We start from the raw sequence: 25,680 nt of genomic DNA, 5'->3' as shown, positions 1-25,680 counted from the left end.
TTCAGCCACTGACTGCTGCAAGCGTTGCCTCAGCTCAGGCAGCGCTCCACCCATTGACGCACGCGTTCGGGCGTGGGGGCCGATTCGGAGTAAAGAATCCGGTAGATCATCGGCGCAACAATGGCATCAATCAGGTCGTCGGCGGTTGGCGAGGCTTCGCCGCGAGCAGTCGCACGGTCAATCATGACCTGCAATTGCTCACGGACCATTGCCGCGCACCTGCCGACACAGCCAGAGGTGCTGGCAACCACATCACGCATCAGGGCGCGACCTGGGGTCGAAGACATTTCGTCGAGATACATTTCGCTCCAGGTCAGCAGGTCCTGGTGCAGACTGCCTTGATCTATTGGCGCATCTGGGCGCAGATGCTCAATGGCGGCGTCTGCCAGCAAGGTGGTCAAGTCACCCCAGCGGCGATAAATGGTCGACGGCGTAACGCCTGCCCGGAGCGCGATCATTGGCACGCTGAGCGCCGAACGATCATGCTCCAGCAACAAATCGCGGACCGCGCGGTGAATGGATTCCTGCACGCGGGCGCTACGGCCTCCGGTGCGTACTGCTTCTTTGATAGCCATACGGCGGACCTTAACACAAAGTATTTGCTTTAAGCGCTTCTGCGTCGCACACTCCGCAAAAGCTAATTTATGGCTTTAACAGGTTGCATTGGCGGAGAGCGTATTCATGTCCCTTTCTTCACAAGGTTCGACGCTATCAGACCTCAAGTCTGATGGTCGGGCGCGAAGCCACCTCGGGTTTCTGGCTTTCACCACACTGTGCTTCTTTGCCGCGTCCAGCACACCCACGCCGCTTTATCACCTCTATCAGGAGGCATGGGGCTTCTCTTCCGGCGTGCTCACCCTGATTTTTGCAGTGTATGCATTCAGCCTGTTGGCTGCCTTGCTGATCGGCGGCTCGTTGTCTGATTACCTGGGGCGGCGACCGGTGATTTTCGGTGCCTTGCTGCTGCAGATCGTTTCGATGCTGCTGTTCATTTTCGCCAGCGATGTTACCTGGCTGATGGCCGCGCGTCTGTTGCAGGGGTTTGCTACAGGGCTCGCCGCCAGTGCATTGGGGGCTGCCTTGCTGGACAGCGATTCAGTCAAAGGGCCGCTGATCAACAGCATCTCGCCCATGCTCGGCATGGCGGTGGGTGCGCTGGGCACGGCACTGCTGGTGCAGTTCGCGCCGTTACCACTGGTGCTGGGTTACTGCTTCCTGCTGGCCGCCTTTGTGGCGCAGGCGATTTACCTTGGTCGAGTGGCGGAAACCGTCAGCCGCCAGCCAGGCGTCTGGCAATCCCTCAAGCCATCGCTGCACGTTCCGCAGCAATCACGGCGTATGTTATGGCTGGTACTGCCGGTGGATATAGCAGCCTGGGCACTGGGCGGCTTTTTTCTGTCGTTGAGCCCGTCCTTGCTGGCAGCGGCGACTGGCTCAAACTCGCCACTCAACGGTGGCCTGGCGGTTGCGGCGCTGACGCTCAGCGGCGCACTGGCAATTCTGAGCTTGCGTCAGCGCGAGCCGGTGCTGGGGTTGTGGGTAGGTGCAAGCTTTTTGCCGCTCGGGGTGGCGGTCATTCTGCTGGCGGTGAACCTGGGCATGTTGTGGCTGTTCTTCGTCGGTGCGGTGGTGGCGGGCATCGGTTTCGGATCAAGTTTTCTCGGTGCACTGCGCATGCTCATGCCAACCGCGCATGCCCATGAGCGGGGAGGGCTGATGTCGGCCTTTCTGGTGCTTAGCTACCTGGCCTTCTGCATACCTGCACTGGTTGCCGGGTTCTTTGCCCACTCGGCAGGGCTGGTGATGACCAGCAATGTCTACGGAGCAGTGGTGATCACGCTGGCATTGATCGCCTTGGCGAGTTTGATCGTGCGCCGTACGGCCAGCAAAAACAAAAATGCCCACGTTTGAGTGGGCATTTCGGTTCGCCGACAGGCAGGAGCCCTCAGCGCAGGTCGTTAACCATCTCGGCCAGTACGGTCAATACATCCCCGGCCAGTTGCGCGGAGCGTTTGCCCGACCAGCCTGTCACCGTGTCCGGCGCGTTATCGTGGTCCTTGAACGGCATCTCCAGCGTCAGCGCCAGGCATTTATAGCGTTCGCCCACGGCATTTGCCGCCAGGTTCATATTGGCCTGGCCGGGCGCGCTGCGCGGGTAGCCGTAGACCGTCTGGAAGTTCTCGCTGACCTCGCACAGACGGCTGCGAAAGCGCTCTTCAAGCTGGCGTTGATGCGCGGTATACCCCGGGTTGCCCTCACACGCGGCGGTGAATACGTACGGGATTTCCTCGTCACCATGCACGTCGAGGAACATGTCCACGCCGTATTTTTCCATCTGCTGCTTGATGAAGAAGACTTCCGGGCTTTGTTCTTCAGTGCTGTCCTGCCACGCGCGGTTGAGATCCTTGCCGTTGGCATTGGTACGCAAGTGGCCATGAAAGGCGCCGTCCGGGTTGACGTTTGGCACCAGATACAGGTCCGCGTTGGCGAGTAATTGCTGCAGCACTGCGTCGTCTTTTTGCTGAAGGCGTTCGATCACGCCTTCCATGAACCATTCAGCCATGTGCTCGCCGGGATGCTGCTGGGCAATCATCCAGATCTTGCGCTTGCCTTCGGCGCCGTCACCTTTGCGCAGCAACTGAATATCACGACCTTCGACACTTTTGCCGACAGCCAGCAAGTGTGCGCCGGCTTTTTCCTGCGCCTGTCCGATCAGCCGGTCATGGCGTTCGCGGCTGTAGGGTTCGAAGTACGCAAACCAGATCTGCGGTTGATCAGGCGCAAGGCTGAAGTTCAGTGCCTTGCCGTCGAAATCAGACGCTACCCTAAACCAGTTCTCATGGTCGTAGGACGCCACGGCGTGGTAGCCGGTCCAGGCACTGTTGAAGGTGGACTCGCTGGCATTGGTCAGGCTGAAACCATAGGTCTGACCGACGTTCAGGCCTTCTGCCTTGAAATGAAACCACTGGAAATGCGCGCTTTGCGTGTCTGGCCGGATCGCCAGGCTTATATGCGCCGGGTCGCTTGCGTCGAGAACCTGAATATTGCCGCTGTCGAAATCTGAACTGATCGTGAGGGTCAAGATGGGTGCCTGCGTACGTAGATGCCTTTTCAGGCAGCTACTGTACACCGATCAACCGGGCACCTTGCGACGTAAACTTCATCGCAACGGTCATCCCGCGTCAGGAAATAGCCTCGGCTGTGACCATCAGGCTGCAGATGAATGCCGTCAGCAGGCACCACACCAGATACGCACGACGCTTGCGCCGATGCCAGCCGGACGCTCCGAGCAATAGGGCGGGGGCCTGCAACTGGCGCCACATGCGCTCGCTGTTCTGGAAGGCTGAAAGGTGCGCGGCATCGGCGTCCAGCCAGTGGCGAAATTCGATGCGTTCGCTGGCCGTTGTAGCAGGGCTCTGCAAGTGCACATACCAGCGGCTGGCCTGATCCTGAATGGCACGGCTGTCATCGGTGCTCTGAAGATGTGCCTTGCCCAGTGCGCGAAGCATCGCGCGCTCTACCCGGGCGATATCGACATCCATGAAGCGAGCGATGTCGGCATACGCCAGACCATCAAGCCGGCTGAGCAGGAATATCTGCCGGGTACGGCGCGAAAGCTTGCCAAGCCGGTGGCCGAGTTCGATGACCTGCGGCGTGGGTTGCGGCTCAGGCAGGCGGGCGGGGAGGTGCAGCAAAGAAGGGAGCTGATTACTCATGATGTATCGCTCGCTGATCTTCCATGGGGATTGTTCCTTGCAATGACTGGCATCGTCCGTGACAAGGGTAGACTAGTGAATACGAGAATCATTCTCAAGTGAAAAGTTGCAGCATTTACTTTTTTATATGCCGTATCCGGCCATTTTCGCTGCAAAAACATAACCCGTATCAGGGTTGCTTTGCTATGATCCGCGCCATTGCTACACACCTGCGCAGTACCCAGACTTCATTAGCCTGAAGCAGCGAAACCAAAAGAAAGAACCAAAAAAAAGACCCGGCAAAAAGCCGGGTCAAAAACCGTGATTAGCCTGATGAGGAGATAATCAGGAAGCCGACCTAAGACTTCCAGGTTATCCAGCGGATCTCGCGACCCGCTGATGCAATAATAATCATTATCATTTGCAAGTCAAATGTTTTTATTGCCCTCATCGATACAGATAATCCGCCAGCGCCTGCTCGGCGGATTTTTCTTTTTCGTTCCCACCCGACACCCTCTAGTCCAGCGGCAACTCCGTGGTGCGTTTCACCGTGCTCATGGCAATGTTCGAATGGGCCTCATGTACGTGCGGCAACTGCAGCAAATGATCGCGCAGAAAGCGCTCATAGCTGGCGATGTCCTGAGCAACCACCTTGAGCATGAAATCCATCCCTCCGGCCATGGTGTAGCACTCCAGCACCTCCGGGTGGCCGATGATCGCTTCTTCGAATTCGGCCAGATAGCGCCGGCCATGGCCCGACAGCTTGACCTCGACAAACACGGTCATGCTCAGGCCGAGCTTCTGAGTGCTGAGCAGGGCGACAGTGCGTTCTATCACTCCGTCTTCCTGAAGCCGGTGGATGCGCCGCCAGCAGGGCGATTGCGATAACTCGACCCGTTCGGCGATTTCTGCCGCAGACAGGCTGGCGTCATGTTGCAGAAGACGAAGAATCTTGCGATCGATGGGGCTCAATTTAGGCTGCATGAATTGACCTTGTTTTTTGTTCTGGCCGAAAAAAGCATGCTCAATATCAGCAGATTTGCACGCATTTAGAAAGAAAAAGCCTCTTTGCTGCTGGCAGTCTAGTGGCAAGGCTGCCGGGTTGGACCGTCCCGGCGCAAAAGCCTGACACCTATAAGAACAAGACAAGAACAAGAGAGGTATCCGCATGTCTCTGGCTGATATTCGTCTGGATGATAAATACCGGCTTGCCACCGGCAATCTGTACCTGACCGGCACACAGGCCCTGACCCGCCTGCCGATGTTGCAAAAGCAGCGCGATGAGGCGCAGGGCCTGAACACTGCCGGGTTCATCTCTGGCTACCGCGGTTCGCCGCTGGGTAATCTGGACAAGAGCCTTTGGGACGCCAAGGACTACCTGCAACAAAACGCCATCCATTTTCAGCCGGGCATCAACGAAGAACTGGCGGCTACGGCCGTCTGGGGCAGCCAGCAGGTCAACCTGTTCCCCCACGGTAAATACGATGGCGTGTTTGCCCTCTGGTACGGCAAAGGCCCGGGCGTGGACCGTTGCGGGGATGTCTTCAAGCACGGCAACTCGGCAGGCGTTGCAGCCAATGGCGGTGTGCTGATTCTTGCGGGCGATGACCACGGCTGCAAATCATCGACCATTGCCCATCAGAGCGAACATGCATTTATTGCTTCGATGATCCCGGTACTCAACCCCAGCAACGTTCAGGAAATTCTCGACTACGGCATCATCGGCTGGGAATTGTCGCGTTACAGCGGTTGCTGGGTGGCAATGAAGACCATTGCCGAAAACGTGGATTCTTCGGCCGTGGTCGAGGTTGACCCGTTGCGGGTCAAAACGCGCATTCCGGAAGATTTCGCACTGCCGGAAGGCGGTTTGCACATCCGCTGGCCGGACCCGCCGCTGGCCCAGGAAGCGCGGCTCAACACCTACAAGATCTACGCTGCCAGGGCCTTCGCGCGTGCCAATCAGCTCAACAAGGTGGTCATCGATTCAGCACAGCCCAGGCTGGGCATCATTACTACCGGCAAGTCCTATCTGGATGTGCGTCAGGCGCTTGAAGAGCTGGGTATCGATCAGGAGCTGTGCGACCGGGTCGGGATTCGCGTGCTCAAGGTCGGCATGAGCTGGCCGCTGGAGCCGGTGTCGGTGCACGACTTTGCCGAAGGGCTGGATGAAATTCTGGTGGTCGAGGAAAAACGCAGTGTCATTGAAGACCAGTTGACCGGTCAGCTCTACAACTGGCCCGTGGACCGCCGCCCGGTGGTGGTCGGTGAGTTCGATGAACAGGGCCGCTCACTGCTGCCGAACCTCAGCGAGCTGACCCCGGCAATGATCGCCAGGGTCATCGCCAAGCGTCTTGCGCCGTTCTACAGCAGCCCGCAGATCGAGGCGCGCCTGCAGTTTCTCAGCGACAAGGAGCAAGCGTTGCAGGCGCCGCTGTTCACCACCCAGCGCACTCCGCATTTCTGCTCCGGCTGCCCGCATAACACCTCGACACGGGTTCCGGAGGGCAGTCGCGCCCTGGCCGGGATCGGCTGCCATTACATGACCATCTGGATGGATCGCGAAACCGATACCTTCACCCAGATGGGCGGCGAGGGCGTGACCTGGATCGGTCAGGCACCGTTCACCGAAACACCTCACGTCTTCCAGAATCTGGGCGACGGTACTTACTTTCATTCCGGGCATCTGGCGCTGCGTGCAGCCGTGGCCTCCAAGGTCAATATCACCTACAAGATCCTCTACAACGATGCCGTTGCCATGACCGGTGGCCAGCCAATCGATGGCGTGCTGCGCGTCGATCAACTGAGCCGCCAGGTGTTCAACGAGGGCGTGCAGCGCATCGCACTGGTCTCCGACGAGCCGGACAAGTACCCGAGCCGGCAGGATTTCGCGCCGATTACCACCTTCCATCATCGGCGTGATCTGGACAGCGTGCAGCGCGAGTTGCGTGAGTTCAAAGGTGTGTCGGTGATCATCTACGACCAGACCTGTGCGACTGAAAAGCGCCGCCGTCGCAAACGCGGCACCATGCCTGATCTGGAAAAGCGTGCGTTGATCAACCCGGCCGTATGTGAGGGCTGCGGCGACTGCGGGGTCAAATCCGGTTGCCTGTCCGTGCAGCCCAAGGAAACGGCGCAGGGCCGCAAGCGCGAAATCGATCAGAGCGCCTGCAACAAGGATTTCAGCTGCGTCGAAGGTTTCTGCCCAAGCTTCGTCACCGTGCATGGCGGCAAGCTGCGCAAGCCTGCATTGCCCACGCAGGTCGAGGCGTTCGCTCGCTTGCCCGAACCAGTACTGCCGTCGCTGGAGCGGCCGTTCAATATTCTGTTGCCGGGGGTTGGCGGCACAGGCGTGACCACCGTCGGTGCAATGCTGGGTTATGCCGCTAATCTGGAAGGCAAGGGCTGCAGCGTGCTGGATCAGGCCGGTTTGGCACAGAAATTCGGCCCGGTGGTCAGCCATATCCGTATTGCAGCGCGCCAGCAGGACTTGTTCGCGGTGCGTATCGCAGCCGGCGAGGCGCACCTGCTGCTCGGCTGTGACTTACTGGTGGCTGCCGGTCCGGATGCAATCGCCAAGCTCGACAGCAAGATTTCCCACGCGGTGGTCAATAGCCAGCAAACGCCGACTGCCGAGTTTACGCGCAACCCGGATGCCGTGTTTCCGGCCGAGGCCATGAAGCAGACCATCATCGAGGCGGTCGGCGCTGCGAAGACCCACTTCGTCGAAGCCACATCGCTGGCCACCCGGCTGATGGGCGACAGCATCGCCAGTAACCTGTTCATGCTCGGTTACGCGTTTCAGCTGGGCCTGATTCCGCTGACCTCGGCGGCCATCGAAAAGGCGATCGAACTCAACGGGGTGGCGGTCAATCTCAATCAGCAGGCGTTTCTCTGGGGCCGTCGTACCGCGCATGATCCTGCGGCGGTCGAAGCCTTCGTCAATCCGCAGCAGAAGGTCAGCGAGCCGCAGCAGCCAATGGACCTTGATCAGCGTATTCAGAGCAATGTCGAAACCTTGAAGGCGTATCAGAACGGCGCCTATGCCAAGCGCTATGTGGAGTTGCTGCAACGTGTGCGCGATACCGAATCACGCGTGTTTCCCGGTCAGCAGCCGATGCTCTCTGAAGCGGTTGCGTTCAACTATTTCAAATTGCTGGCCTATAAGGATGAATACGAAGTGGCACGGCTGTACAGCAACGGCGAGTTTACCCGCCAGTTGGAAGCGCAGTTTGAAGGCGATTATCGGCTGGAATTCCACTTGGCCCCGTCATGGTTGGCAAAACGCGATCCGCACAACGGCCTGCCGCGCAAACGCAGTTTCGGCCCCTGGATGCTGCGCGCCTTCAATGTATTGGCGAAATTCAAATTCCTCCGTGGCACAGCGCTTGATCCTTTCGGCCACAGCCTTGAGCGCAAACAGGAGAGGGAGCTGATTGACGGTTACGTGCGTGACATCGAACTGATTCTTCAGCACCTGCAAGCACAGAATCGCCATACCGCCTTGAACCTGGCACGTCTGCCGGAGCGAATTCGTGGTTATGGCTATATCAAGGAGAGCGCCATGAAAGCGGCGGCATTGCAGGCCGATATTCTGCGCAAGAGCCTGGAAAGTGGCGAAGTGGTTGCACCGAAGTTGTACGAGGCGGCTGCCTGACGGAGAGATGCTTCGCATCGACTGGTCGCAGCGACCGGGGTGATCCGCTGTGTTCTGCGCCCGGAGTATCGCCTTCGCCAATATCAGCTCGGTCTGAACAGGTGTGCATGCCCGGCGCGGTACAGCGAGGACTCGCTGAAGGTGTCGTCGGCAAGCACACGTCCGACCAGAATCAATGCCGTGCGGCGAAAGCCTTTGGCCTGCACTTTGTCTTGAATATCCGCCAGTGTGCCAACTGCCCAGTCCTGATCTGGCCAACTGGCACGGTGCACCACGGCAACCGGGCAATCGGCTCCGTAATGTGGAACGAGCTCGTCGACAATCCGCTGCAGGTTGTTCACCCCCAGATGAATCGCCATGGTTGCCCGGTGGCTGGCCAGACTGGCCAGCTCCTCGCCGCTGGGCATTGAGGTCTTGTCGGCATAGCGAGTCAGAATCACGCTTTGCGAAACATCCGGCAGGGTCAGCTCGACGCCCAGCAGCGCAGCGCAGGCAGCGGTCGCGGTGACGCCGGGAATGATTTCGAATGGAATATTCAGTTCCCGCAGATGGCGGATCTGCTCGCCGATGGCGCCATACAGGCTCGGGTCGCCGGAATGCACGCGAGCAACGTCCTGGCCTTGCGCATGCGCGGCCTTTATCAGTTCAATGATCTGCTCCAGATGCAGCTCGGCGCTGTTGGTCACCTGCACGGCCTGATGACCCTCCAGCACGGCGAGCGGCACCAGTGAGCCTGCATAGATAATGACTGGGCATGTGCGAATCAGGCGTTGCCCCTTGACGGTGATCAGCTCGGGATCACCAGGGCCGGCACCGATGAAATAGACAGTCAATGAATTCTCCGGAGTGGATGAGCGCGGGGAGATTATCCGCTGTGTGCAGGGCTGATTGCCAAGGCAAATGTGGCGTGGGCGCTTTTCTGCCGTTCGATCAGCAGGGTGGCGGTGCCGTCTCCCAGTTGCGCGGCCAGCGCCAGTGCCGAACCTTCGGCGACACCGTGACAGCCGGTGGTCTGGAAGACCTGCGCAGAACGATGGGTGAGGTGCAGCTCCCACGCGACCAGTTGCGCTGCGTTGAAGAACACCAGCGGCACTGCCAGTTGCCCGGCCAGTTCAAGCAGGCCCGGTTCCTGGTCTTTCAGATCAATACATGCCAGCGCAGTGACGCTGGCAATCTCCAGGTCGATTACGCGAAGGCTGTTCTCGATCAGCTCGCGCAACGTCGCTGCAGAGCAACCGCGGCGACAGCCCAGCCCGGCCACCAGTGACGAGCCGGGCTGAACGGTCGGTGAATCAGGCCTGATGCAGGTCGGCATCGTTTCTGCGGAACAGCCAGGCACTGATCAGCCCCATCGCGATCCAGAACAGCGCGTTGGTCAATAGCGAGGCAAGCATGAATTGCGATTCCAGAACTTCGGGTGCCATGCTCTGATGGACCAGCGGCTGTGGGGCGCCGATCACGTGAGGAACGACCAGAATCGCCACGCCCAGCACTTTGAGCAGCCAGTTCTGACCAAATACCAGCAAGGCCAGCCCGGCGGCAGTCGATGCGGCCGTACCTATCCACCAGGCCTGACGCTGACTCAGTTCGGCGGCAGCAGTGCCTGGCAATTCAGGCGGCAGGCCAAGCGTGGGTGCCAGCACAAAAACCGCGAAACCGGCCAGCCCCCACCATACGCCTTGCACTGTGCGACCCGGCGCGCGCAGGGTGTAAAGCCCGGCAAGCATCAGGGCGAAGCCTACCGCGACCACCAGATTGCCGCCCGTGGTGGACAGCACACGTTGCCAGCCGTTTTCAGGTTCCCAGGCCGCTTGGTCATGCGCATGACTGTGCTCGGCAGCAGCGCCGTCGGCATGCTCATGGACCTGTTCGGCAGTTGCGTTCTCGTAGGTTTCGGCCTGCTGGATCAGTGGCACCACCCAGAAGCTTTGCAGCACGGTCAGCAGCAGGGCCGCAAGCAGGCCCGTGAACCCGGCAGTTTGTGCGATTCGCTTGAACATTGTGGAGTCCTTAATGGCAAGGAAAGGCAGCGCTGTGACGGGTATCGTGTGCGGCGTTGTGTACGGCCGCGATGTGCGAGAAACCGGCGAAGTACACCAGACAGGCACCCAGCAGCGCAGCGCTGATGGCGGCTGTCAGGCGTTGAGTGCGTGTGGAGCTGGTAGTGGCGGCGTGGCTGCTGCTGATGGTCGACATGGCGATCCCTCTTGGTGATTGGCAAGCGGGCCACGCGCAAAGAAACCTGCCGGCAGACGCCGAAGGTTTCAACTGCGCCCGCCCACCGCGGGTTTGTCATTGCAACGATGTCGGGCCGGTCTCCGGGCTCGCGAGGGGCTCAAACGTCGCGCGTTCAAGGCCTGCAAGGTCACCTTCCCATGCCGTGGCACAGTGGATAAGACCTTCTCTCGCTTACCGTTGCGGGGGCAGCACCGGACTTGCTCGACAGCGTGAGCGCACCGGTTTCCCGTTTCACCCCGTGAGGGGCACCCGAAACAAGGCGTACAGGAGAGCATGGGCGGCGGGGAATCGTCAATCTGAACGATTGACCTGTCTGCGGTCACTGCGTAGCCTTGCCGGTTCGAGGTTCTCCATGCGTAAAGCGTTACACATGGAGCTAAGACGGGAATGCGGTACACGCCGCAGCTGCCCCCGCAACTGTAAACGATGAGGTTCATTGCACAGCCACTGCTGCGGCGGGAAGGCGCAATGAATGCGTGTTGGCACGGTCTTCATTGCCTGCCACATGTCGCCGTGAGCCAGGAGACCTGCCTCGAACCGGGCTGACCAAAAAGCCTGCGAATTCTCACTACAACCGGGCGGGGTGATCCGGTGGCGATCCGATCCGTGTGCCAGGCACGCGGTTCTCGTCCTGTTTGCCCGCCGCATTGCCAAAGGGCACCTGATGAAAACACTGGCCAAGCTTCCCGTCACCATCGTCACCGGCTTCCTCGGCTCGGGCAAAACCACCCTGCTGCGGCACATGCTCGACAACGCCGAAGGGCGGCGCATCGCGGTCATCGTCAATGAATTCGGTGAACTGGGCATCGACGGAGAAATCCTTAAGCAGTGCACCATCGGTTGCACCGAAGAAGAGGCCAACGGCCGGGTATATGAGCTGGCCAACGGCTGCCTGTGCTGCACGGTGCAGGAAGAGTTCTTCCCGGTCATGCGCGAGCTGGTCGCTCGCCGTGGCGATCTGGACCACATCCTGATCGAAACCTCGGGGCTGGCATTGCCCAAGCCGCTGGTTCAGGCTTTTCAGTGGCCGGAAATTCGCAACGCCTGCACGGTCGATGCGGTGATCACTGTCGTCGACAGCCCTGCGGTATTGGCCGGTACGTTTGCTGCGTTCCCCGATCAGGTCGATGCGCAGCGCAAACTCGACCCGAATCTGGACCATGAGTCGCCTCTGCACGAGCTGTTCGCTGATCAACTGGCCAGCGCCGATCTGGTCATCCTCAACAAGGCCGACATGATCGACGCCGAAGGTCTGGCAGCGGTGCGTGCCGAAGTTGCCGAAGAACTGCCGCCAGCCGTCAAGGTGATTGAAGCCAGCAGTGGTCGTCTGCCGATCAGCGTACTGCTGGGTGTTGGCGCCGAGTCCGAGCTGCACATCGATGGTCGCAAGACCCACCATGATCATCACGACGATGACGATCATGATGACCACGATCACGATGCTTTCGATTCGATTTCCCTGAAATTGCCTCAGGCCGATGAAAAGTTGTTGCTCGACGCACTGAATCAACTGGTCGTGCAGCACGGCATTCTGCGGGTGAAGGGCTTCGCGGCCATTCCCGGCAAGCCGATGCGCCTGCTGATCCAGGGTGTGGGTACGCGTTTCGACAAGCACTTCGACCGCGCCTGGCGCGCCGACGAAGAGCGTGCCACGCATCTGGTGCTGATTGGTCAGGAGCTGGACGCCGTGGCCCTGCAAGCGCAGCTCAACGCTGCGGTTGTCGGCTGATCCCATGCATTTACTGAGAACCCAGCCCGGCGGTTTCGTACCCGACGACAGCATTGCCGATCTGGGCCAGACCCCGGCCGAGCTGGTGATTCTCTGTAGCGGAGACTCCAGCCTGGCGCTGCTGGCCGAAGCTGCCCGCCAGCTTCCTGACGACTACCCGAGCCTGCGTCTGGCCAACCCCATGCAGGTACAGAATCACGCCTCTGTCGACTTGTACGTCGATGAGGTGCTGCGCCACGCAAAGGTCATTCTGATTTCCCTGCACGGTGGCATCGGTTACTGGCGTTACGGCGTCGAGCGGCTGATGGAGCTGGCGGCACGCGGGGTTCAGGTCATTCTGGTGCCAGGTGATGATCGTCCCGATCCTGAGCTGAGTGACCTGAGCACGGTGCCTGCCGCAGAACGCGACCGGCTCTGGCAGTTTCTGCGTCAGGGCGGCTTGCAGAATGCGCTGGAAATGTATCGTTGCATGGCCAGTCGCTGGCTGGACCGGGAGTATTTCTGGACCGAGCCCCAACCGCTGCCACGCACAGCCATTTACCACCCTCGACTGGCGAGTGCGCAGCTCACCGATTGGCAAGCCGACTGGGTTGCAGGGCAGCCCGTCGCGGCGCTGCTGTTTTATCGGTCGCACTTGCAGGCCGCCAATACCGGTTTTATCGACGAGTTCTGCGCTCGCTTGCAGGCACACGGCATTAACCCGTTGCCCATTGCCGTTGCCAGCCTCAAGGAACCCGGCTGTTTCACTCAGGTGGAGAACTGGCTGGACGAGGCTGAAACCGAGCTGATCCTCAACACCACAGGCTTTGCCCAGTCGAGCCCGGAAGCGCCGCATCTGCGCCCGTTTCGGCGCAACGTGCCGGTCATTCAGGCGATCTGCGCGCAGGACAACGAGCCTGCCTGGCAGGCCAGTGAACAGGGCCTTGGTGCGCGCGATCTGGCGATGCACATTGCCTTGCCGGAGCTGGACGGGCGGATCATCAGTCGACCGATCAGTTTCAAGGACCTGGCCTGGCGCAGCGAGCGCAGCCAGTCGGACGTGGTGTGTTACCGCGCCCAGCCGGACAGGATGGATTTTGTCGCGCAACTGGCGCGGCGCTGGATCGAACTGGCGCGGCTGACCAACGGCGACAAGCGTGTGGCGTTGATCCTGGCCAACTATCCGACCCGCGACGGACGCATCGGCAATGGTGTGGGGCTCGACACGCCTGCTGCGGCGCTGAACATCCTGCGCGCCATGCAGGCCGAGGGTTATCCGCTGGCACAGTTGCCGGACAGCGGCACCGAGCTTATCCAGCAATTGCTGGGTGGCGTGACCAATGATCTGGACAGCATCGACCTGCGGCCCTGCCAGCAAAGCATGGCACTGGAGGAATACCTGGCGGCGTTCAACGAGCTGCCGCAGGAAAACCGTGATGCCGTGAATGCCCGCTGGGGCGCGCCGGACAGCGATCCGATGTTTCGCAGTGGCAGAATGATGATTGCCGGGCTGCGCTTTGGCCTGACCTTCGTTGGCATTCAGCCTGCGCGTGGCTACCAGGTCGACCCCAGCGCGGTGTACCACGACCCGGATCTGGTTCCGCCCCACGGTTATCTGGCGTTTTACTTCTGGCTGCGCAAGGCGTATGGCGCTCATGCCGTGGTGCATGTCGGCAAACACGGCAACCTTGAGTGGCTGCCGGGCAAGGGCGTCGGCCTGTCCCGAACCTGCTGGCCGGACGCCGTACTGGGTGCCATGCCGAACATCTATCCATTCATCGTCAATGATCCGGGCGAGGGCGCACAGGCCAAGCGGCGCACCCAGGCGGTGATCATCGATCACTTGATGCCGCCCCTGACCCGTGCGGAAACCTATGGCCCGCTGCGCAATCTGGAACTGCTCGCCGACGAGTTCTATGAGGCGCAACTGCTGGATCCGCGCCGCGCGCGCGAGTTGCAACGGGACATTCTTGAACTGGTCCGTGAAACCCATATCGACCGCGAGCTGGCCCTGGGCGAAAACCTCGACAGTGACGCCGATGCGGCGCTCTGGCTGCCGCGTCTGGACACTTACCTGTGTGATCTGAAGGAGTCGCAGATTCGCGATGGCCTGCACATCTTCGGTCAGTCGCCGCAAGGCCGCCTGCGCACCGACACCTTGCTGGCCCTGCTGCGCATCCCGCGCGGCGACGGGCGCGGCGCGCAGTCGAGTCTGTTACGGGCGCTGAGCAAAGCGTTCGGTCTGGATTTTGACCCGCTGGATTGCGAACTGGCCGAGCCCTGGACCGGCGCGCGTCCCGCTGCGTTGCTGGTGGTCAGCAGTGACCCGTGGCGCACTGCCGGTGATGCGCGTGAGCGGCTTGAGCTTTACGCCGCTGCCCTCATCGAACGCGTGACCCAAGGCGAAGCGCTGCATGACCTGCCGGTCGACGATGATCTGGCACTGATTCTCGACAGCCTGCGTGAAGTGGTCGCGCCGCGTCTGGACGCCTGCGGCCCCGGCGAAATGCAGGGCATGCTCGATGCACTGAGCGGCCGCTTCGTTCCGGCAGGCCCCAGCGGCGCGCCGAGTCGGGGGCGTCTGGATGTGCTGCCCACGGGGCGCAACTTCTTTACCGTAGATGTCCGCAATCTGCCGACCACCACGGCGTGGCGTATCGGTTTCCAGTCCGCCAGCCTGTTGCTGGAAAGGCATCTTCAGGACCATGGCGACCACCTGCGTCAGTTGGGGCTGTCGGTCTGGGGCACGGCGACCATGCGCACCGGTGGTGACGATATCGCTCAGGCGATGGCGCTGATGGGCGTACGCCCGGTCTGGGCGACGGGTAGCCAGCGGGTCGATGATTTCGAGATTCTGCCGGTCAGCCTGCTGGACCGTCCGCGAGTGGACGTGACATTGCGGGTGTCGGGCTTTTTCCGTGATGCCTTCGCCAACCTTATCAAGCTGTTCGACGCTGCGGTGCAGGCAGTTGCCGCGCTGGACGAGCCGGACGACCTGAACCCGCTGGCGGCCAGGGTGCGAGAAGAACGACAAGGTTTTATCGCAGAAGGGTTGAGCGAAGACGAAGCGGCACGTCAGGCGGGCTGGCGGATCTTCGGCGCCAAGCCGGGTGCCTATGGTGCTGGCGTGCAGGGCGCGATCGATGGCCGTCTGTGGCAGAGCCGTGAGGACCTTGCCGAGGTTTACCTGAACTGGGGCGGCTACGCCTATGGCGCTGCCGATGAAGGTACGCCTGCGCGTCAGCGCTTTGCCCAGCGACTGTCTCAGGTACAGGCCGTGCTGCAGAATCAGGACAATCGCGAACACGACCTGCTTGATTCAAACGATTATTACCAGTTTCAAGGCGGCATGCTCGCGGCTTCGGAAACCCTCAGCGGGCAGAAGACCGCCAGTTACCATGGCGATCACAGCCAGCCGGACCTGCCGAAAATCCGCACCCTGAAGGAAGAGCTGAACCGGGTGATACGCTCGCGCGCAGCGAATCCGAAATGGATCGACGGGGCCAGACGTCATGGGTACAAAGGTGCGTTCGAAATGGCCGCGACCGTGGATTTCCTGTTTGCCTTCGACGCGACCACCGAACTGATCGATGATCACCAGTACGCGCTGCTGGCCGACGCCTATCTGCTTGACCCGACCACTCGCGATTTTCTCGCCGAGCACAATCCCGATGCCTTGCGCGACATGACCGAGCGCATGCTCGAAGCCCAGCAGCGTGGCCTCTGGCAGGAGCCGGGCGAGTATCAGCAGGCGCTGGAAGACCTGCTCCTGGACATAGAAGAGAACTGATGACCTTGCCTGACCCGAACATCACCGAAACTCCACATTTTCCGCTGGCCGCTGTGGTCGGCGCCGATGACCTGAAGCTGGCGTTGTGCCTGACCGCCATCGACCCGCGCATCGGTGGCGTATTGATCGAAGGGCCTCGGGGCATGGCCAAATCGACGCTGGCCCGCGGGCTGGCCGATGTGCTGGCCAGCGGTCAGTTCGTCACCTTGCCGCTGGGTGCTACCGAAGAGCGTCTGGTCGGCACGCTGGATCTGGACGCTGCGTTGAGCGAAGGCCGCGCGCGCTTCTCTCCGGGCGTGCTGGCCAAGGCCGACGGTGGCGTGCTGTATGTCGATGAGGTCAATCTGCTCGCCGACCATCTGGTCGACCTGTTGCTGGACGTTGCGGCCAGCGGCGTCAATCTGGTCGAGCGGGATGGTATTTCCCATCGCCATGCAGCGCGCTTCGTACTGATCGGCACCATGAACCCGGAAGAAGGCGAATTGCGCCCGCAGTTGCTGGACCGCTTTGGCTTGAACGTCGCATTGAGTGGCCAGACCCTGCCTGCCGAGCGCAGTCAGATCATCCGCCGCCGTCTGGATTTCGACAGCGATCCGGTTATGTTTTGTCAGCAATGGCAAGCTCAGCAGGACGCTTTGAAGCATCGTTGTGAGCAGGCGCGTCAACTGCTTGCCGGTATCGAGCTGGATGACCAGTCATTGGCAATGATTACCGAGCGCTGCTTTGCTGCGGGGGTCGACGGTATGCGTGCCGATCTGGTCTGGCTGCGGGCCGCGCGCGCCCATGCGGCATGGCGTGGTGCCGACCGGATCGAAGAACAGGACATCGACGCGGTCGCCGAGTTTGCCTTGCGTCATCGGCGGCGCGAGCCAGCCCCGCCACCACAAAACCCGGAAGCGCCGCCGCCCGGATCGTCCAGCAGGCAGGCCGACCCTGAAAGCGGGCAGGGCAGTTGGGGCGAGTTGCCCGCCCAGGCCGTCACTACCGGCGCACGCCGCGAAGTGCCGAGCTGGCCAAAAAAGCCTTAGGCATCCGCCCTCGTATCGCGCAGGGGGCGGATGCCGTTCCCCGTCCTGGTCGACTGGCCACTGGCAGACAAGGGGCCATGCGTGCCGGTGCTGATGGCCCGGTGCAATGGTTGCCCACACTGTTGCGCGGTCAGCCGAAAAGCCGCAAGGACCTGATTCGCCAGCCGCGCAGCAGCCGTCCCAGTGAGTTATTGCTGGTGATTGTCGATGCTTCAGCTTCTACGCGACGCCATCAGGCGTTGAGCCAGGCAAAGGGGCTGTTGTCGCAATTGTTCGACGATGCGTATAGACGCCGCGCGCGTCTTGCCTTGCTGACCGCCAGCGGTAATACGCCACGCTGGCAACATCAGGGCCTGAAAGCGTCATCGGCATTGAGTCCATGGCTGGATGCACTGGGAGCGGGCGGCGGCACGCCACTGTCAGCGGCGCTCCAGCAGGCCAGTGAATGGCTGGCACAGCGGCAAAAACGATATCCGGCCGAGCAGCAGCGGGTTCTGGTGCTGACCGATGGCAGGATCAAGCAGTTACCCGTCCTGCCTGCGTTCAACTGTGCGAGTGTGTTGATCGATATCGAGAAAGGCCCGATCCGCCTGGGCAGGGCGCGGGAACTGGCGTCCAGCCTGGGGGCTGATTATCAGCACATCGATGAGCTGAAACCGGTTTGAGCCATCTGGTCTGGCAGTTCTGCAACTGCGTGCCAATGCTGAAGCATTGGCACGGCAGTCAGTTGCAGTGCACGAGCAATGCTCAACCCTGCATCAGGCTGGCATGGTCCAAGGCTCAAGGTCATAGCCTTCGTTGCTGATTTCAGCGCGGGCCTGTTCCAGAGCGCTGGCCAGTTGCCGCTTGTCTGAATAGGTGCTGCTCGGGATCTGCTTGCGACCGATACGGTTGCTGGTGCGGTCGATCACCGTCAGGCTCAGTTCGCCGTTACCGTCCTGTGGTGCCCAGGCAACACACTGGAAGGGTTCAAAAGCGTGTCCAGCGATCAGAAGTGCATCGTTGAAGCGCAGTGGGGCGTTCATGGTTTTTTCCTCAAGTGCCCATATCAATTCAGTCACGGCGGCGGGCTGACCGTCCGGCTGGTTACTTGTGTTGATGAACGACAAGGGGGCATGAGTCACACCCTTCAAAGAAAAATATGCGAATTTTTTTCAACGCTCGCGCGCGTGACCTTGCAAATAAACATCCTTCAGCGGCTAAGGCGTTAGTGACAGAGGGTTATGAGCGTTAGACCCAAACGGTACAACGCTGCGTCAAAAATTTGCTAGGGTAATAATTGGGCTCGCCAACATGCTGTTTATGAAAAGCTTTTAAAAATCCCACTCCACGTCGGGCGCCAAGGAAACTTCATGCATGGATCGGCCCCAACGCGACGTCTGTTGATCATCGACGGCGGTGACGACTGTCATCTTCTGATTCCTGCTTTGAGTGATGCCGGATGGACGGTGCAGGAAAGCACCTCAGGTTCTACCTTCAATCCCGATCATGACGTGGGCCTGATTCGCCTGACGTCCGGTCATTTCGAACAACTGCCCAGGCTTCAGGAGCTTGTCGCCCACAGCAACATGCGCTGGGTTGCAGTGCTGTCAGCCAACGATCTGCAACGCGAGAAAATCGGCGATTTCGTTTGCCAGTGGTTTTTCGATTTTCACACCCTTCCTTTCGATGCAGCGCGGTTGCATGGCACGCTGGACAGAGCGTTAGCGGCAGGTCGTCCCGAAGTGCAAGGTGGGCTGGCGCTTTCCGAGGCCGAGCCCGAGCTGCTGGGCGACAGTCGGCCCATTCGTGAGCTGCGCAAGCTGCTGAGCCGGCTGGCACCTATCGATTCACCGGTATTGATTCGTGGCGAGCGTGGTACGGGCAAAGAGCTGATCGCACGCAGCCTGCATGTACAGTCTCAGCGACGCGGCAAGCCCTTTGTTGTCGTGGATTGCGCTGCGTTCAGCGGGCATTCGATCCAGACCGAGCTGTTTGGCCATGAAAGCGCTGCGTTTGACGGTGCTCAGGCGCACAGGATCGGGCTGCTTGAAGCTGCTGACGGCGGCACGCTGCTGCTTGACGAGGTTGGCGATCTGCCGCTGGAAACCCAGATGTCGCTGTTGCGCTTTCTGGAAGACCGGCAAATCGAGCGCCTGGGCGGCGGTGAGTCGATTGCAGTGGATGTGCGGGTGCTGGCCGCGACCCGTGAAGATCTTGAAACGGCTGTGCGGAAAAAGCGCTTTCGTGAAGACCTGTATTACCAGCTCAATGTGCTGCAGGTCGGGGTGGCACCGTTGCGCGAGCGTCATGGCGATCTGGCGTTGCTGGCCAACCATTTCGCCCATTTGTACAGTCAGGACAGCGGCAGGCGAGCACGCAGTTTCAGTCAGGATGCGCTGGTGGCGTTGGGCAAGCACGACTGGCCGGGCAATGTGCGAGAGCTGGCCGGTCGGGTACGGCGCGGGCTGGTGCTGGCCGAAGGCAGGCAGATAGAAGCGGCAAACCTGGGCTTGCTGGGCGAAGAAGACAGTGCTGGCAGTATGGGCACGCTGGAGGAATATAAATCGCGTGCCGAGCGTCAGGCATTGTGCGATGTATTGACCCGCCACAGTGACAATCTGAGTGTGGCGGCCAGAGTTCTGGGCATATCGCGACCGACCTTCTATCGGCTGTTACACAAGCATCAGATCAGCTGAGCCCCCAGCAGTTGCGATACAGCCGCCATCGCCTGTTCGCGGCGCTGCGGCCAGTCACCGCCCAGCACTTTATAGGCCTGCCGATGGTGGTCCAGCCATTCCCGGCTGCTGTCGAAGAAGGCCTGGCGTTCGCATAGCTGCGGCTGGCAGCGTTGCCCGTCGCTGATCCAGTCCACGCCCTCGGGTGACAGCAGCAGGTGCAGGTCGTAAGAGCGGCTCAGCAGTTGCTGTTCGATCCACGCCGGACAGTCGCCGAACAGGGTGCGGCTCCAGAGCACATTGCTCAGCAAGTGTGTGTCGAGTATCAGCAAGTGCGGCTCGCTGGCGCGACCGGCATCCTCCCAGTCCAGCTGGCCGCGAGCAATGGCCGGTATATCGGCGTAGTCGGTATCGCGCCCCTGTTGATCGATGAAATGACGTACGTATTCGCCGACCAGTACGCCGCCGAACCGATTCTGTATTTCGGCCGACAGCCAGCTCTTGCCGCTGGACTCGGGGCCGGTCAGGACCAGGACTTTCATCGCGCCAGCGCCAGATCGTTACGCCACTCGCGCCAGCCCTGCACGGCCAGCAGGGTAAACAGCGCATAGAGTGCAGCGGTCAGGTACAGCTCTTTGTAGATGAACAGGCCGACAAAAATCACATCCAGCACAATCCACAGCGGCCAGCACTGAACGCGCTTGTGTGCCATCCACACTTGTGCGACCAGGCTGAAACCCGTCAGTGCTGCGTCGAGCCATGGCTGTGCGGCGTCGGTGAAATGCGCCATGCCAGCGCCCAGCGCGAGGCTGATGACTGCGCCGACAGCCAGCCCTTTAAGCACTGAATGGCTCGGCAGCACAGTGACAGCCTTGACCGGCAGGCCGTCGCCATGGCGAGTCCACTGCAGCCAGCCGTAGATTTGCAAGCCTGCATAGATGACCTGCAGCAGCATGTCTGAATACAGCTTTACGTCGAAGAATATCCAGATGTAGATCACCACCATCACCAGCCCGATTGGCCAGCACCAGGGATTCTGCTTCACTGTCAGCCAGACCGCGATAACGCCGATGGCGGCAGCGAAGAGTTCAAGCCCGGACATGGCGGCTCCTTGGTGAGGGTTGTGAGGGTCGGGGGCGGCGATTGTATGCGCTTCTGCGCGCGGCGTGGAGCTTGTGTTGCGTCAGGCTGCACGTCAGCAGGCTTTGTGCGTGGAGGTCTGCTAGCATTCGGCGCCTTGCATTTGCGCGACTTTCTTCAAGCTTCGTTCAGGCATGCGACGGCATAGTGGCAAGCATTTTTTATACGACAACATTAAACAGCGAGCCTGCGGCATCGCTTCATGGGGGAATGATGGATCTTTGGACCGCTGCTCAGGCGTTGATATTGGGTGTTGTAGAAGGGTTGACGGAGTTCTTGCCGATCTCCAGTACAGGGCATCAGATCATCGTCGCCGATCTGATCGATTTTGGCGGCGAGCGCGCCATGGCCTTCAATATCATCATCCAGCTGGGTGCGATTCTGGCGGTGGTCTGGGAGTTTCGGCGCAAGATTCTTGACGTTGTCACAGGCTTGCCCAAGCAACAGCAAGCGCAGCGTTTCACCCTTAACCTGCTGATCGCCTTCATGCCTGCCGTGGTACTGGGTGTGATCTTTGCCGACATGATTCACCATTACCTGTTCAATGCCATCACTGTGGCAACGGCGCTGGTCGTGGGCGGTGTGATCATGCTCTGGGCCGAGCGCCGCGAGCACACTGTGCGTACCGAAACCGTCGATGACATGACCTGGAGCGATGCGCTGAAAGTCGGGCTGGTGCAGTGTCTGGCGATGATCCCCGGCACATCGCGCTCTGGCTCGACCATTATTGGCGGGCTGCTGTTCGGTCTGTCACGCAAGGCAGCGACCGAATTCTCGTTCTTCCTGGCCATGCCAACCATGGTCGGTGCAGCCGTGTACTCGGGCTACAAATACCGGGACATGTTTCGCCCGGACGACTTCGCGGTGTTTGCCATCGGTTTCATTACCTCGTTCATCTTCGCGATGATTGCTGTTCGCGCGCTGCTCAAGTTCATCGCTACTCATAGCTATGCAGTGTTCGCCTGGTATCGCATCGCCTTCGGCCTGCTGATTCTGGCGACCTGGCAGTTTGGCTGGATCGACTGGGCATCGGCCAAGGCATGACACGCGACCGCGAAACGCAGCGGCCAGCTGGCCGGGGCAGGGCACCGGTCCGGCAGTTGCGCCTGAAGGTGCTGGCGTTCCTGCTGCTGTGTGCGCTACCGGTTTACGGCTCTGCGTCGCTGGGGTTCAGGCAGGTCACGTTGATCCCGGCGCTCGCCTTGATAGTCATGAGCCTGCTGGCGTTTGTGCTCTATCGGCATGACAAGCGACAGGCTGGAAACGGCGGTCAGCGCACGCCGGAGAATGTCCTGCATGCCACCGAACTGCTCGGTGGCTGGCCCGGAGCATTGCTGGCGCAGCAGGTGTTTCGGCACAAGACCCGCAAGGTGCCTTTTCAGGTCGTGTTCTGGCTGATCGTGCTGGCGCATCAGGCGCTGTGGCTTGACTGGCTGTTTCTGGGCAAGCGGCTTTTGCAGCTGTCGCCTTTATAGTTTCAAGCCGATCTGCTGTCGTTTCGGTAGCCTGCCGACCACCAGTTGGTGGGAGCGCGTCAGCAGATCGCGCACTTCATCGTCACTCAGTGTGTGCAGGTCTGCCACGCTGATCCAGTGCGCGCGGGCCAGATAAGGCGCAGGCCTTATGCCGGGCCGATCCACGTAACCCAGAAACAATTCCGGATTGACCTTGAACGAAAGGTCCTGGCCGACCAGGTCCATGACTGCGAACATCTTTTTTTCGGCAACGGAAAACACGCGCACACCGCCCCATTTGTAATCCTCTCGTGCGCCCGGCAAGTCCAGGCAGAACCGGGCGATATCTTCTTTGTTACGGGTCTTGTTCACGGAATGCTCCTTCAAGTGTGGCGTCGAGCGGTAAGCTGTTCGATAGCCGCACGGATATTCGATCAGTGGATTGTATGCTGCTGCGACACTCATTAGTGTGCAGGTTTGTCCTTCTCCGGAGTCTCGAATGTCTGCCGTGCAACTCGCCGATGGTGAACTGAACTACCTGCTCGAAGGCCCGGCCGGTGCGCCGGTGCTGGTGTTGTCCAACTCGCTGGGCACTGATCTGCATATGTGGGACAACCAGATTCCCGCGTTCATTCGTCATTTTCAGGTGTTGCGCTACGACACGCGCGGGCATGGCAAATCGCTGGTCAGCGAGGGCAGTTACAGCATCGAGCAGAATGGCCGCGACGTATTGGCGTTGCTGGATGCGCTGCACATAGACACGGCTTTTTTCTGTGGCTTGTCCATGGGCGGCCTGATCGGTCAGTGGCTCGCCATCAATGCGCCGCAGCGCCTGCGCAAGGTTGTGCTGTGCAACACGGCAGCCAGAATCGGCAACCCCGATATCTGGAACCCTCGCATTGAAACCGTTCTGCGTGACGGGCAGTCAGCCATGATTGCGTTGCGTGATGCTTCTGTCGCGCGCTGGTTTACGCCTTCATTTGCGCACGCCGAGCCTGCTGTGGTCGACACGGTTGTCGGTATGCTGGCCCGCACATCGCCACAGGGGTACGCCGCTAACTGCGCTGCCGTGCGTGATGCCGATTTCCGTGAGCACATTGCCTCCATCCAGCTGCCGGTATTGGTCGTCTGCGGCACTGAAGATGCGGTAACCACTCCAGCGGATGGGCGTTTTATGGTCGAGCGCATTAAAGGTTCGCAGATGATCGAATTGCACGCGGCTCATTTGTCCAGTGTCGAGGCCGGGGAGTCATTCACGGTGCCAGTGCTGGCATTTCTGACAGCCGAGTGAGCTGGCGGGATCTGAAACCCGGTATTGAGAGGCTTGCCAGGGCGCTGCATACTCGCGGCTCTGAAAGCGAGGTGGCCGGGTGTTTGATCTCAATGATCTGTTTTATTTCGTCCAGGTGGTCGAATGCCTCGGCTTTGCGCCCGCAAGCCGTAAACTGGGAATCCCCAAGTCCAAGCTCAGCCGTCGTATTGCCGGGCTGGAAGAGCGCCTGGGTGTACGGCTGATTCACCGCTCGACGCGTACGTTCGCGGTGACCGAGAGCGGCCGCGATTACTACGCTCACTGCGTGGCAATGCTGGTCGAAGCCGAGGCTGCCGAAGAGGCTATTCTGCGTTCCAAATCCGAGCCGCAGGGCAGGGTGGCGATCAGCTGTCCTCCGGCACTGGCGGCGATGGGCTTCAACGAGACCATTGCCCGGTTCGCGGCCGATCATCCGAAGGTTCAGGTGCAGGTCGAAAGTACCAACCGCCGTGTCGACCCGCTGACGGAGAACATCGATATTGCGTTGCGTGTGCGCTTCCCGCCGCTGGAAGACGACGGGCTGGTGGTCAAGCTGCTCGGGCACAGCGCTCAACGTCTGGTCGCACGCCCTGATCTGGCTGCCAGGCTGTCCGCAACACCTACACTTGAGGCGCTATCGACACTGCCCAGCCTCGACACGCCGTCTTCCAACCATGAGCATCGCTGGCTGCTGGAAACGACTCCCGGCAACTATGCTGAAATTCGCCACACGCCGAGGCTGATCAGCTCGGATCTGGACATGATGCTGCAGGCCGCCCTGCAGGGCGTTGGGGTGGCGCAATTGCCTGAATTGATTGTCCGCGAAGCCTTGCAGGACGGACGTCTGGTCGAACTGTTCAGTCAGCATCGGCCAAAGTGCGGCATCGTGCACGCCGTGTTTGCTTCGCGCCGTGGGCTGCTTCCCGCGGTCAGAGGGCTGCTGGATGTGTTTGAGACATCCTTTAAAGAGCTGAGCCTCAGCCCCGACTCGCTTTATTGTTCTCTTCATAGAACGAACAGTCGCATTCAAGACCACTAATCATCTATTGCGATCAAGGATAGGATGCTCGCCACTTGATCGCTAAGTGGCGATTTTCTTTAAGGAGCTACGTTATGAATTTATTGCACCTCGATTCCAGCATCCTCGGCGATCATTCCGCTTCGCGTCAGTTGACCCATGAGGTCGTTCAGGCCTATCAGCGCTCGCATGCCGACAGCCAGGTAACCTACCGCGACCTCGCCAGCGAAGCCCTCGGGCATTTCTCTGCTGCCAGTCTTGCCGCAGCGGGTACCCCTGTAGAAGCCCGCGATGCGGCCCAGCAACAGGAAGTCGACACTAACGAAGCCACCTTGCAGCAGTTTCTCGCCGCCGACGTGCTGGTGATCGGTGCGCCGATGTACAACTTCACTATCCCGTCCCAGCTAAAAGCCTGGTTTGACCGGATCATGGTTGCCGGCCGCACTTTCCGCTATTCCGAAGCCGGCCCTGAAGGCCTGTGTGGCGGCAAGAAGGTTATTATCGTTTCCACTTCCGGTGGCCTGCACGTCGGGCAGCCAACCGGCGTTGGCCATGAAGAGCTGCTCAAGGCGCTATTCGCTTTTGTCGGCATCACTGACCTGCAATTTGTTCGTGCGCACGGCCTGGCCTATGGTGAAGAACCGCGTGCCAACGCCATGACGGCCGCGCAGCAACATATCGAGAGCGAGCTGTTCGCCGCCTGATCGGTAACGGTCTGCACAAAACTCCACAACCCGCGCAGCAGTGTGCGCCGGGCTGTGGAGTTTTTTTGTGCGCGCACAACTGCATGCAGTTTTGAGCGTACTCAACCTTGACAGCTTCCTTACAGGTAAGCGGGCTATTCAAGGACTAAACTGCATCTTCGCGGCACTGTGTTTGCGGTTTTGTGGTGCTTTTCACGATTGCTGAAAAAAGCGGGCGGTTTATGGCCCGGCTTGTGCACTATTTCTGTTTTACACACTCTCATCTGAGTGAGAACGGCGCGCTGGAGCACGATGCTCGACACA

At 60.2% G+C, this 25,680-nt stretch carries 24 protein-coding genes and 2 riboswitches; of the genes, 12 read left to right on the top strand and 12 right to left on the bottom strand.

Annotation, left to right across the window (positions count from 1 at the left end; genetic code table 11):
- Positions 1-29 precede the first annotated feature (29 nt).
- Positions 30-575: a TetR/AcrR family transcriptional regulator gene (locus AO068_RS08920; RefSeq protein ID WP_002553247.1), complete on the bottom strand. Its 546-nt coding sequence runs from the start codon at positions 573-575 to the stop codon at positions 30-32.
- Between the two features lie 106 nt (positions 576-681).
- On the opposite strand from AO068_RS08920, the gene AO068_RS08915 reads away from it, so the two are divergent.
- On the top strand, positions 682-1,911 hold the full coding sequence (locus tag AO068_RS08915) for an MFS transporter (protein ID WP_058408172.1): 1,230 nt from the start codon (positions 682-684) through the stop codon (positions 1,909-1,911).
- A gap of 34 nt (positions 1,912-1,945) precedes the next feature.
- On the opposite strand, the gene AO068_RS08910 is transcribed toward AO068_RS08915, so the two are convergent.
- The 3 genes from AO068_RS08910 to AO068_RS08900 form a co-directional block, all read right to left on the bottom strand.
- On the bottom strand, positions 1,946-3,082 hold the full coding sequence (locus tag AO068_RS08910; RefSeq protein ID WP_058408171.1) for a M14 family metallopeptidase: 1,137 nt from the start codon (positions 3,080-3,082) through the stop codon (positions 1,946-1,948).
- 100 nt (positions 3,083-3,182) lie between these two features.
- Positions 3,183-3,716 carry a sigma factor-like helix-turn-helix DNA-binding protein gene (locus AO068_RS08905; protein ID WP_058408170.1) on the bottom strand — a complete coding sequence of 178 codons (534 nt, stop codon included), beginning with the start codon at positions 3,714-3,716 and terminating at the stop codon, positions 3,183-3,185.
- 495 nt (positions 3,717-4,211) lie between these two features.
- Complete coding sequence (locus tag AO068_RS08900) at positions 4,212-4,679, bottom strand: Lrp/AsnC family transcriptional regulator (RefSeq protein WP_002553253.1); 468 nt, start codon at positions 4,677-4,679, stop codon at positions 4,212-4,214.
- Between the two features lie 184 nt (positions 4,680-4,863).
- On the opposite strand from AO068_RS08900, the gene AO068_RS08895 reads away from it, so the two are divergent.
- On the top strand, positions 4,864-8,349 hold the full coding sequence (locus tag AO068_RS08895; RefSeq protein WP_058408169.1) for an indolepyruvate ferredoxin oxidoreductase family protein: 3,486 nt from the start codon (positions 4,864-4,866) through the stop codon (positions 8,347-8,349).
- An 83-nt stretch (positions 8,350-8,432) separates the two neighbouring features.
- Here AO068_RS08895 and cobM read toward each other — a convergent pair whose 3' ends face one another.
- Genes cobM through AO068_RS08875 form a run of 4 tightly spaced genes read right to left on the bottom strand, consistent with a single transcriptional unit; the run spans position 8,433 to position 10,545 of the window.
- The gene (gene cobM, locus AO068_RS08890; protein WP_058402257.1) at positions 8,433-9,182 is read right to left on the bottom strand and encodes a precorrin-4 C(11)-methyltransferase; all 750 of its coding nucleotides are present in this window, start codon (positions 9,180-9,182) and stop codon (positions 8,433-8,435) included.
- A gap of 32 nt (positions 9,183-9,214) precedes the next feature.
- Positions 9,215-9,664, bottom strand: coding sequence for a cobalamin biosynthesis protein (locus AO068_RS08885; RefSeq protein WP_058402258.1), 450 nt, complete (start codon positions 9,662-9,664; stop codon positions 9,215-9,217).
- Positions 9,642-10,349: a CbtA family protein gene (locus AO068_RS08880; protein WP_058408168.1), complete on the bottom strand. Its 708-nt coding sequence runs from the start codon at positions 10,347-10,349 to the stop codon at positions 9,642-9,644. The genes AO068_RS08885 and AO068_RS08880 overlap by 23 nt, the downstream gene beginning before the upstream one ends.
- A 10-nt stretch (positions 10,350-10,359) precedes the next feature.
- Entirely contained in the window at positions 10,360-10,545 is a 186-nt protein-coding gene (locus tag AO068_RS08875; protein WP_002553258.1) for a CbtB domain-containing protein, read from the bottom strand.
- 96 nt (positions 10,546-10,641) lie between these two features.
- Positions 10,642-10,855: riboswitch (cobalamin riboswitch) on the bottom strand.
- Positions 10,856-10,913: 58 nt separating this feature from the next.
- Positions 10,914-11,136, top strand: a riboswitch (cobalamin riboswitch).
- Between the two features lie 115 nt (positions 11,137-11,251).
- Between AO068_RS08875 and cobW the strand changes: the two genes are divergently transcribed.
- From cobW to AO068_RS08855, 4 genes are all read left to right on the top strand, one after another.
- On the top strand, positions 11,252-12,316 hold the full coding sequence (gene cobW / locus AO068_RS08870) for a cobalamin biosynthesis protein CobW (RefSeq protein WP_005745174.1): 1,065 nt from the start codon (positions 11,252-11,254) through the stop codon (positions 12,314-12,316).
- A 4-nt stretch (positions 12,317-12,320) separates the two neighbouring features.
- Positions 12,321-16,085, top strand: a complete 3,765-nt coding sequence (cobN, locus tag AO068_RS08865; protein ID WP_058408167.1) for a cobaltochelatase subunit CobN — start codon at positions 12,321-12,323, stop codon at positions 16,083-16,085.
- Entirely contained in the window at positions 16,085-17,113 is a 1,029-nt protein-coding gene (locus AO068_RS08860; RefSeq protein ID WP_058408166.1) for an ATP-binding protein, read from the top strand. Before cobN ends, AO068_RS08860 begins: the two co-directional genes overlap by 1 nt.
- A gap of 77 nt (positions 17,114-17,190) precedes the next feature.
- The gene (locus tag AO068_RS08855) at positions 17,191-17,778 is read left to right on the top strand and encodes a vWA domain-containing protein (RefSeq protein ID WP_058408165.1); all 588 of its coding nucleotides are present in this window, start codon (positions 17,191-17,193) and stop codon (positions 17,776-17,778) included.
- Positions 17,779-17,871: 93 nt separating this feature from the next.
- Here AO068_RS08855 and AO068_RS08850 read toward each other — a convergent pair whose 3' ends face one another.
- A complete protein-coding gene (locus AO068_RS08850; RefSeq protein ID WP_003315350.1) occupies positions 17,872-18,138 on the bottom strand; it encodes a hypothetical protein in 267 nt (88 codons plus the stop codon).
- Between the two features lie 327 nt (positions 18,139-18,465).
- Here AO068_RS08850 and AO068_RS08845 point away from each other — a divergent pair, with 327 nt between their 5' ends.
- Entirely contained in the window at positions 18,466-19,791 is a 1,326-nt protein-coding gene (locus AO068_RS08845) for a sigma-54-dependent transcriptional regulator (RefSeq protein ID WP_058408164.1), read from the top strand.
- Here the strand turns inward: AO068_RS08845 and AO068_RS08840 are convergent.
- Both AO068_RS08840 and pnuC read right to left on the bottom strand, forming a co-directional pair.
- Entirely contained in the window at positions 19,779-20,312 is a 534-nt protein-coding gene (locus AO068_RS08840) for an AAA family ATPase (protein ID WP_058408163.1), read from the bottom strand. The genes AO068_RS08845 and AO068_RS08840 overlap by 13 nt on opposite strands.
- Positions 20,309-20,872: a nicotinamide riboside transporter PnuC gene (gene pnuC / locus AO068_RS08835; RefSeq protein WP_005731787.1), complete on the bottom strand. Its 564-nt coding sequence runs from the start codon at positions 20,870-20,872 to the stop codon at positions 20,309-20,311. Before pnuC ends, AO068_RS08840 begins: the two co-directional genes overlap by 4 nt.
- A gap of 251 nt (positions 20,873-21,123) precedes the next feature.
- Here pnuC and AO068_RS08830 point away from each other — a divergent pair, with 251 nt between their 5' ends.
- Positions 21,124-21,954, top strand: coding sequence for an undecaprenyl-diphosphate phosphatase (locus AO068_RS08830; RefSeq protein WP_005745167.1), 831 nt, complete (start codon positions 21,124-21,126; stop codon positions 21,952-21,954).
- Positions 21,951-22,385, top strand: coding sequence for a DUF1294 domain-containing protein (locus AO068_RS08825; protein WP_058408162.1), 435 nt, complete (start codon positions 21,951-21,953; stop codon positions 22,383-22,385). Before AO068_RS08830 ends, AO068_RS08825 begins: the two co-directional genes overlap by 4 nt.
- On the opposite strand, the gene AO068_RS08820 is transcribed toward AO068_RS08825, so the two are convergent.
- Positions 22,380-22,736: an MmcQ/YjbR family DNA-binding protein gene (locus AO068_RS08820; RefSeq protein WP_058408161.1), complete on the bottom strand. Its 357-nt coding sequence runs from the start codon at positions 22,734-22,736 to the stop codon at positions 22,380-22,382. The genes AO068_RS08825 and AO068_RS08820 overlap by 6 nt on opposite strands.
- A 127-nt stretch (positions 22,737-22,863) precedes the next feature.
- Between AO068_RS08820 and pcaD the strand changes: the two genes are divergently transcribed.
- From pcaD to AO068_RS08805, 3 genes are all read left to right on the top strand, one after another.
- The gene (pcaD, locus tag AO068_RS08815; protein ID WP_058408160.1) at positions 22,864-23,655 is read left to right on the top strand and encodes a 3-oxoadipate enol-lactonase; all 792 of its coding nucleotides are present in this window, start codon (positions 22,864-22,866) and stop codon (positions 23,653-23,655) included.
- Between the two features lie 79 nt (positions 23,656-23,734).
- The gene (locus tag AO068_RS08810) at positions 23,735-24,694 is read left to right on the top strand and encodes a LysR substrate-binding domain-containing protein (RefSeq protein WP_058408159.1); all 960 of its coding nucleotides are present in this window, start codon (positions 23,735-23,737) and stop codon (positions 24,692-24,694) included.
- A gap of 74 nt (positions 24,695-24,768) precedes the next feature.
- On the top strand, positions 24,769-25,377 hold the full coding sequence (locus AO068_RS08805; RefSeq protein WP_058408158.1) for an FMN-dependent NADH-azoreductase: 609 nt from the start codon (positions 24,769-24,771) through the stop codon (positions 25,375-25,377).
- Positions 25,378-25,680 lie beyond the last annotated feature (303 nt).

The sequence above is a fragment of the Pseudomonas sp. ICMP 3272 genome (assembly GCF_001466905.1).
Taxonomy (GTDB): Bacteria; Pseudomonadota; Gammaproteobacteria; order Pseudomonadales; family Pseudomonadaceae; genus Aquipseudomonas; species Aquipseudomonas amygdali.
The sequence above is the reverse complement of the archived record's forward strand: the minus strand, read 5'-3'. Positions and strand labels throughout refer to the sequence as shown.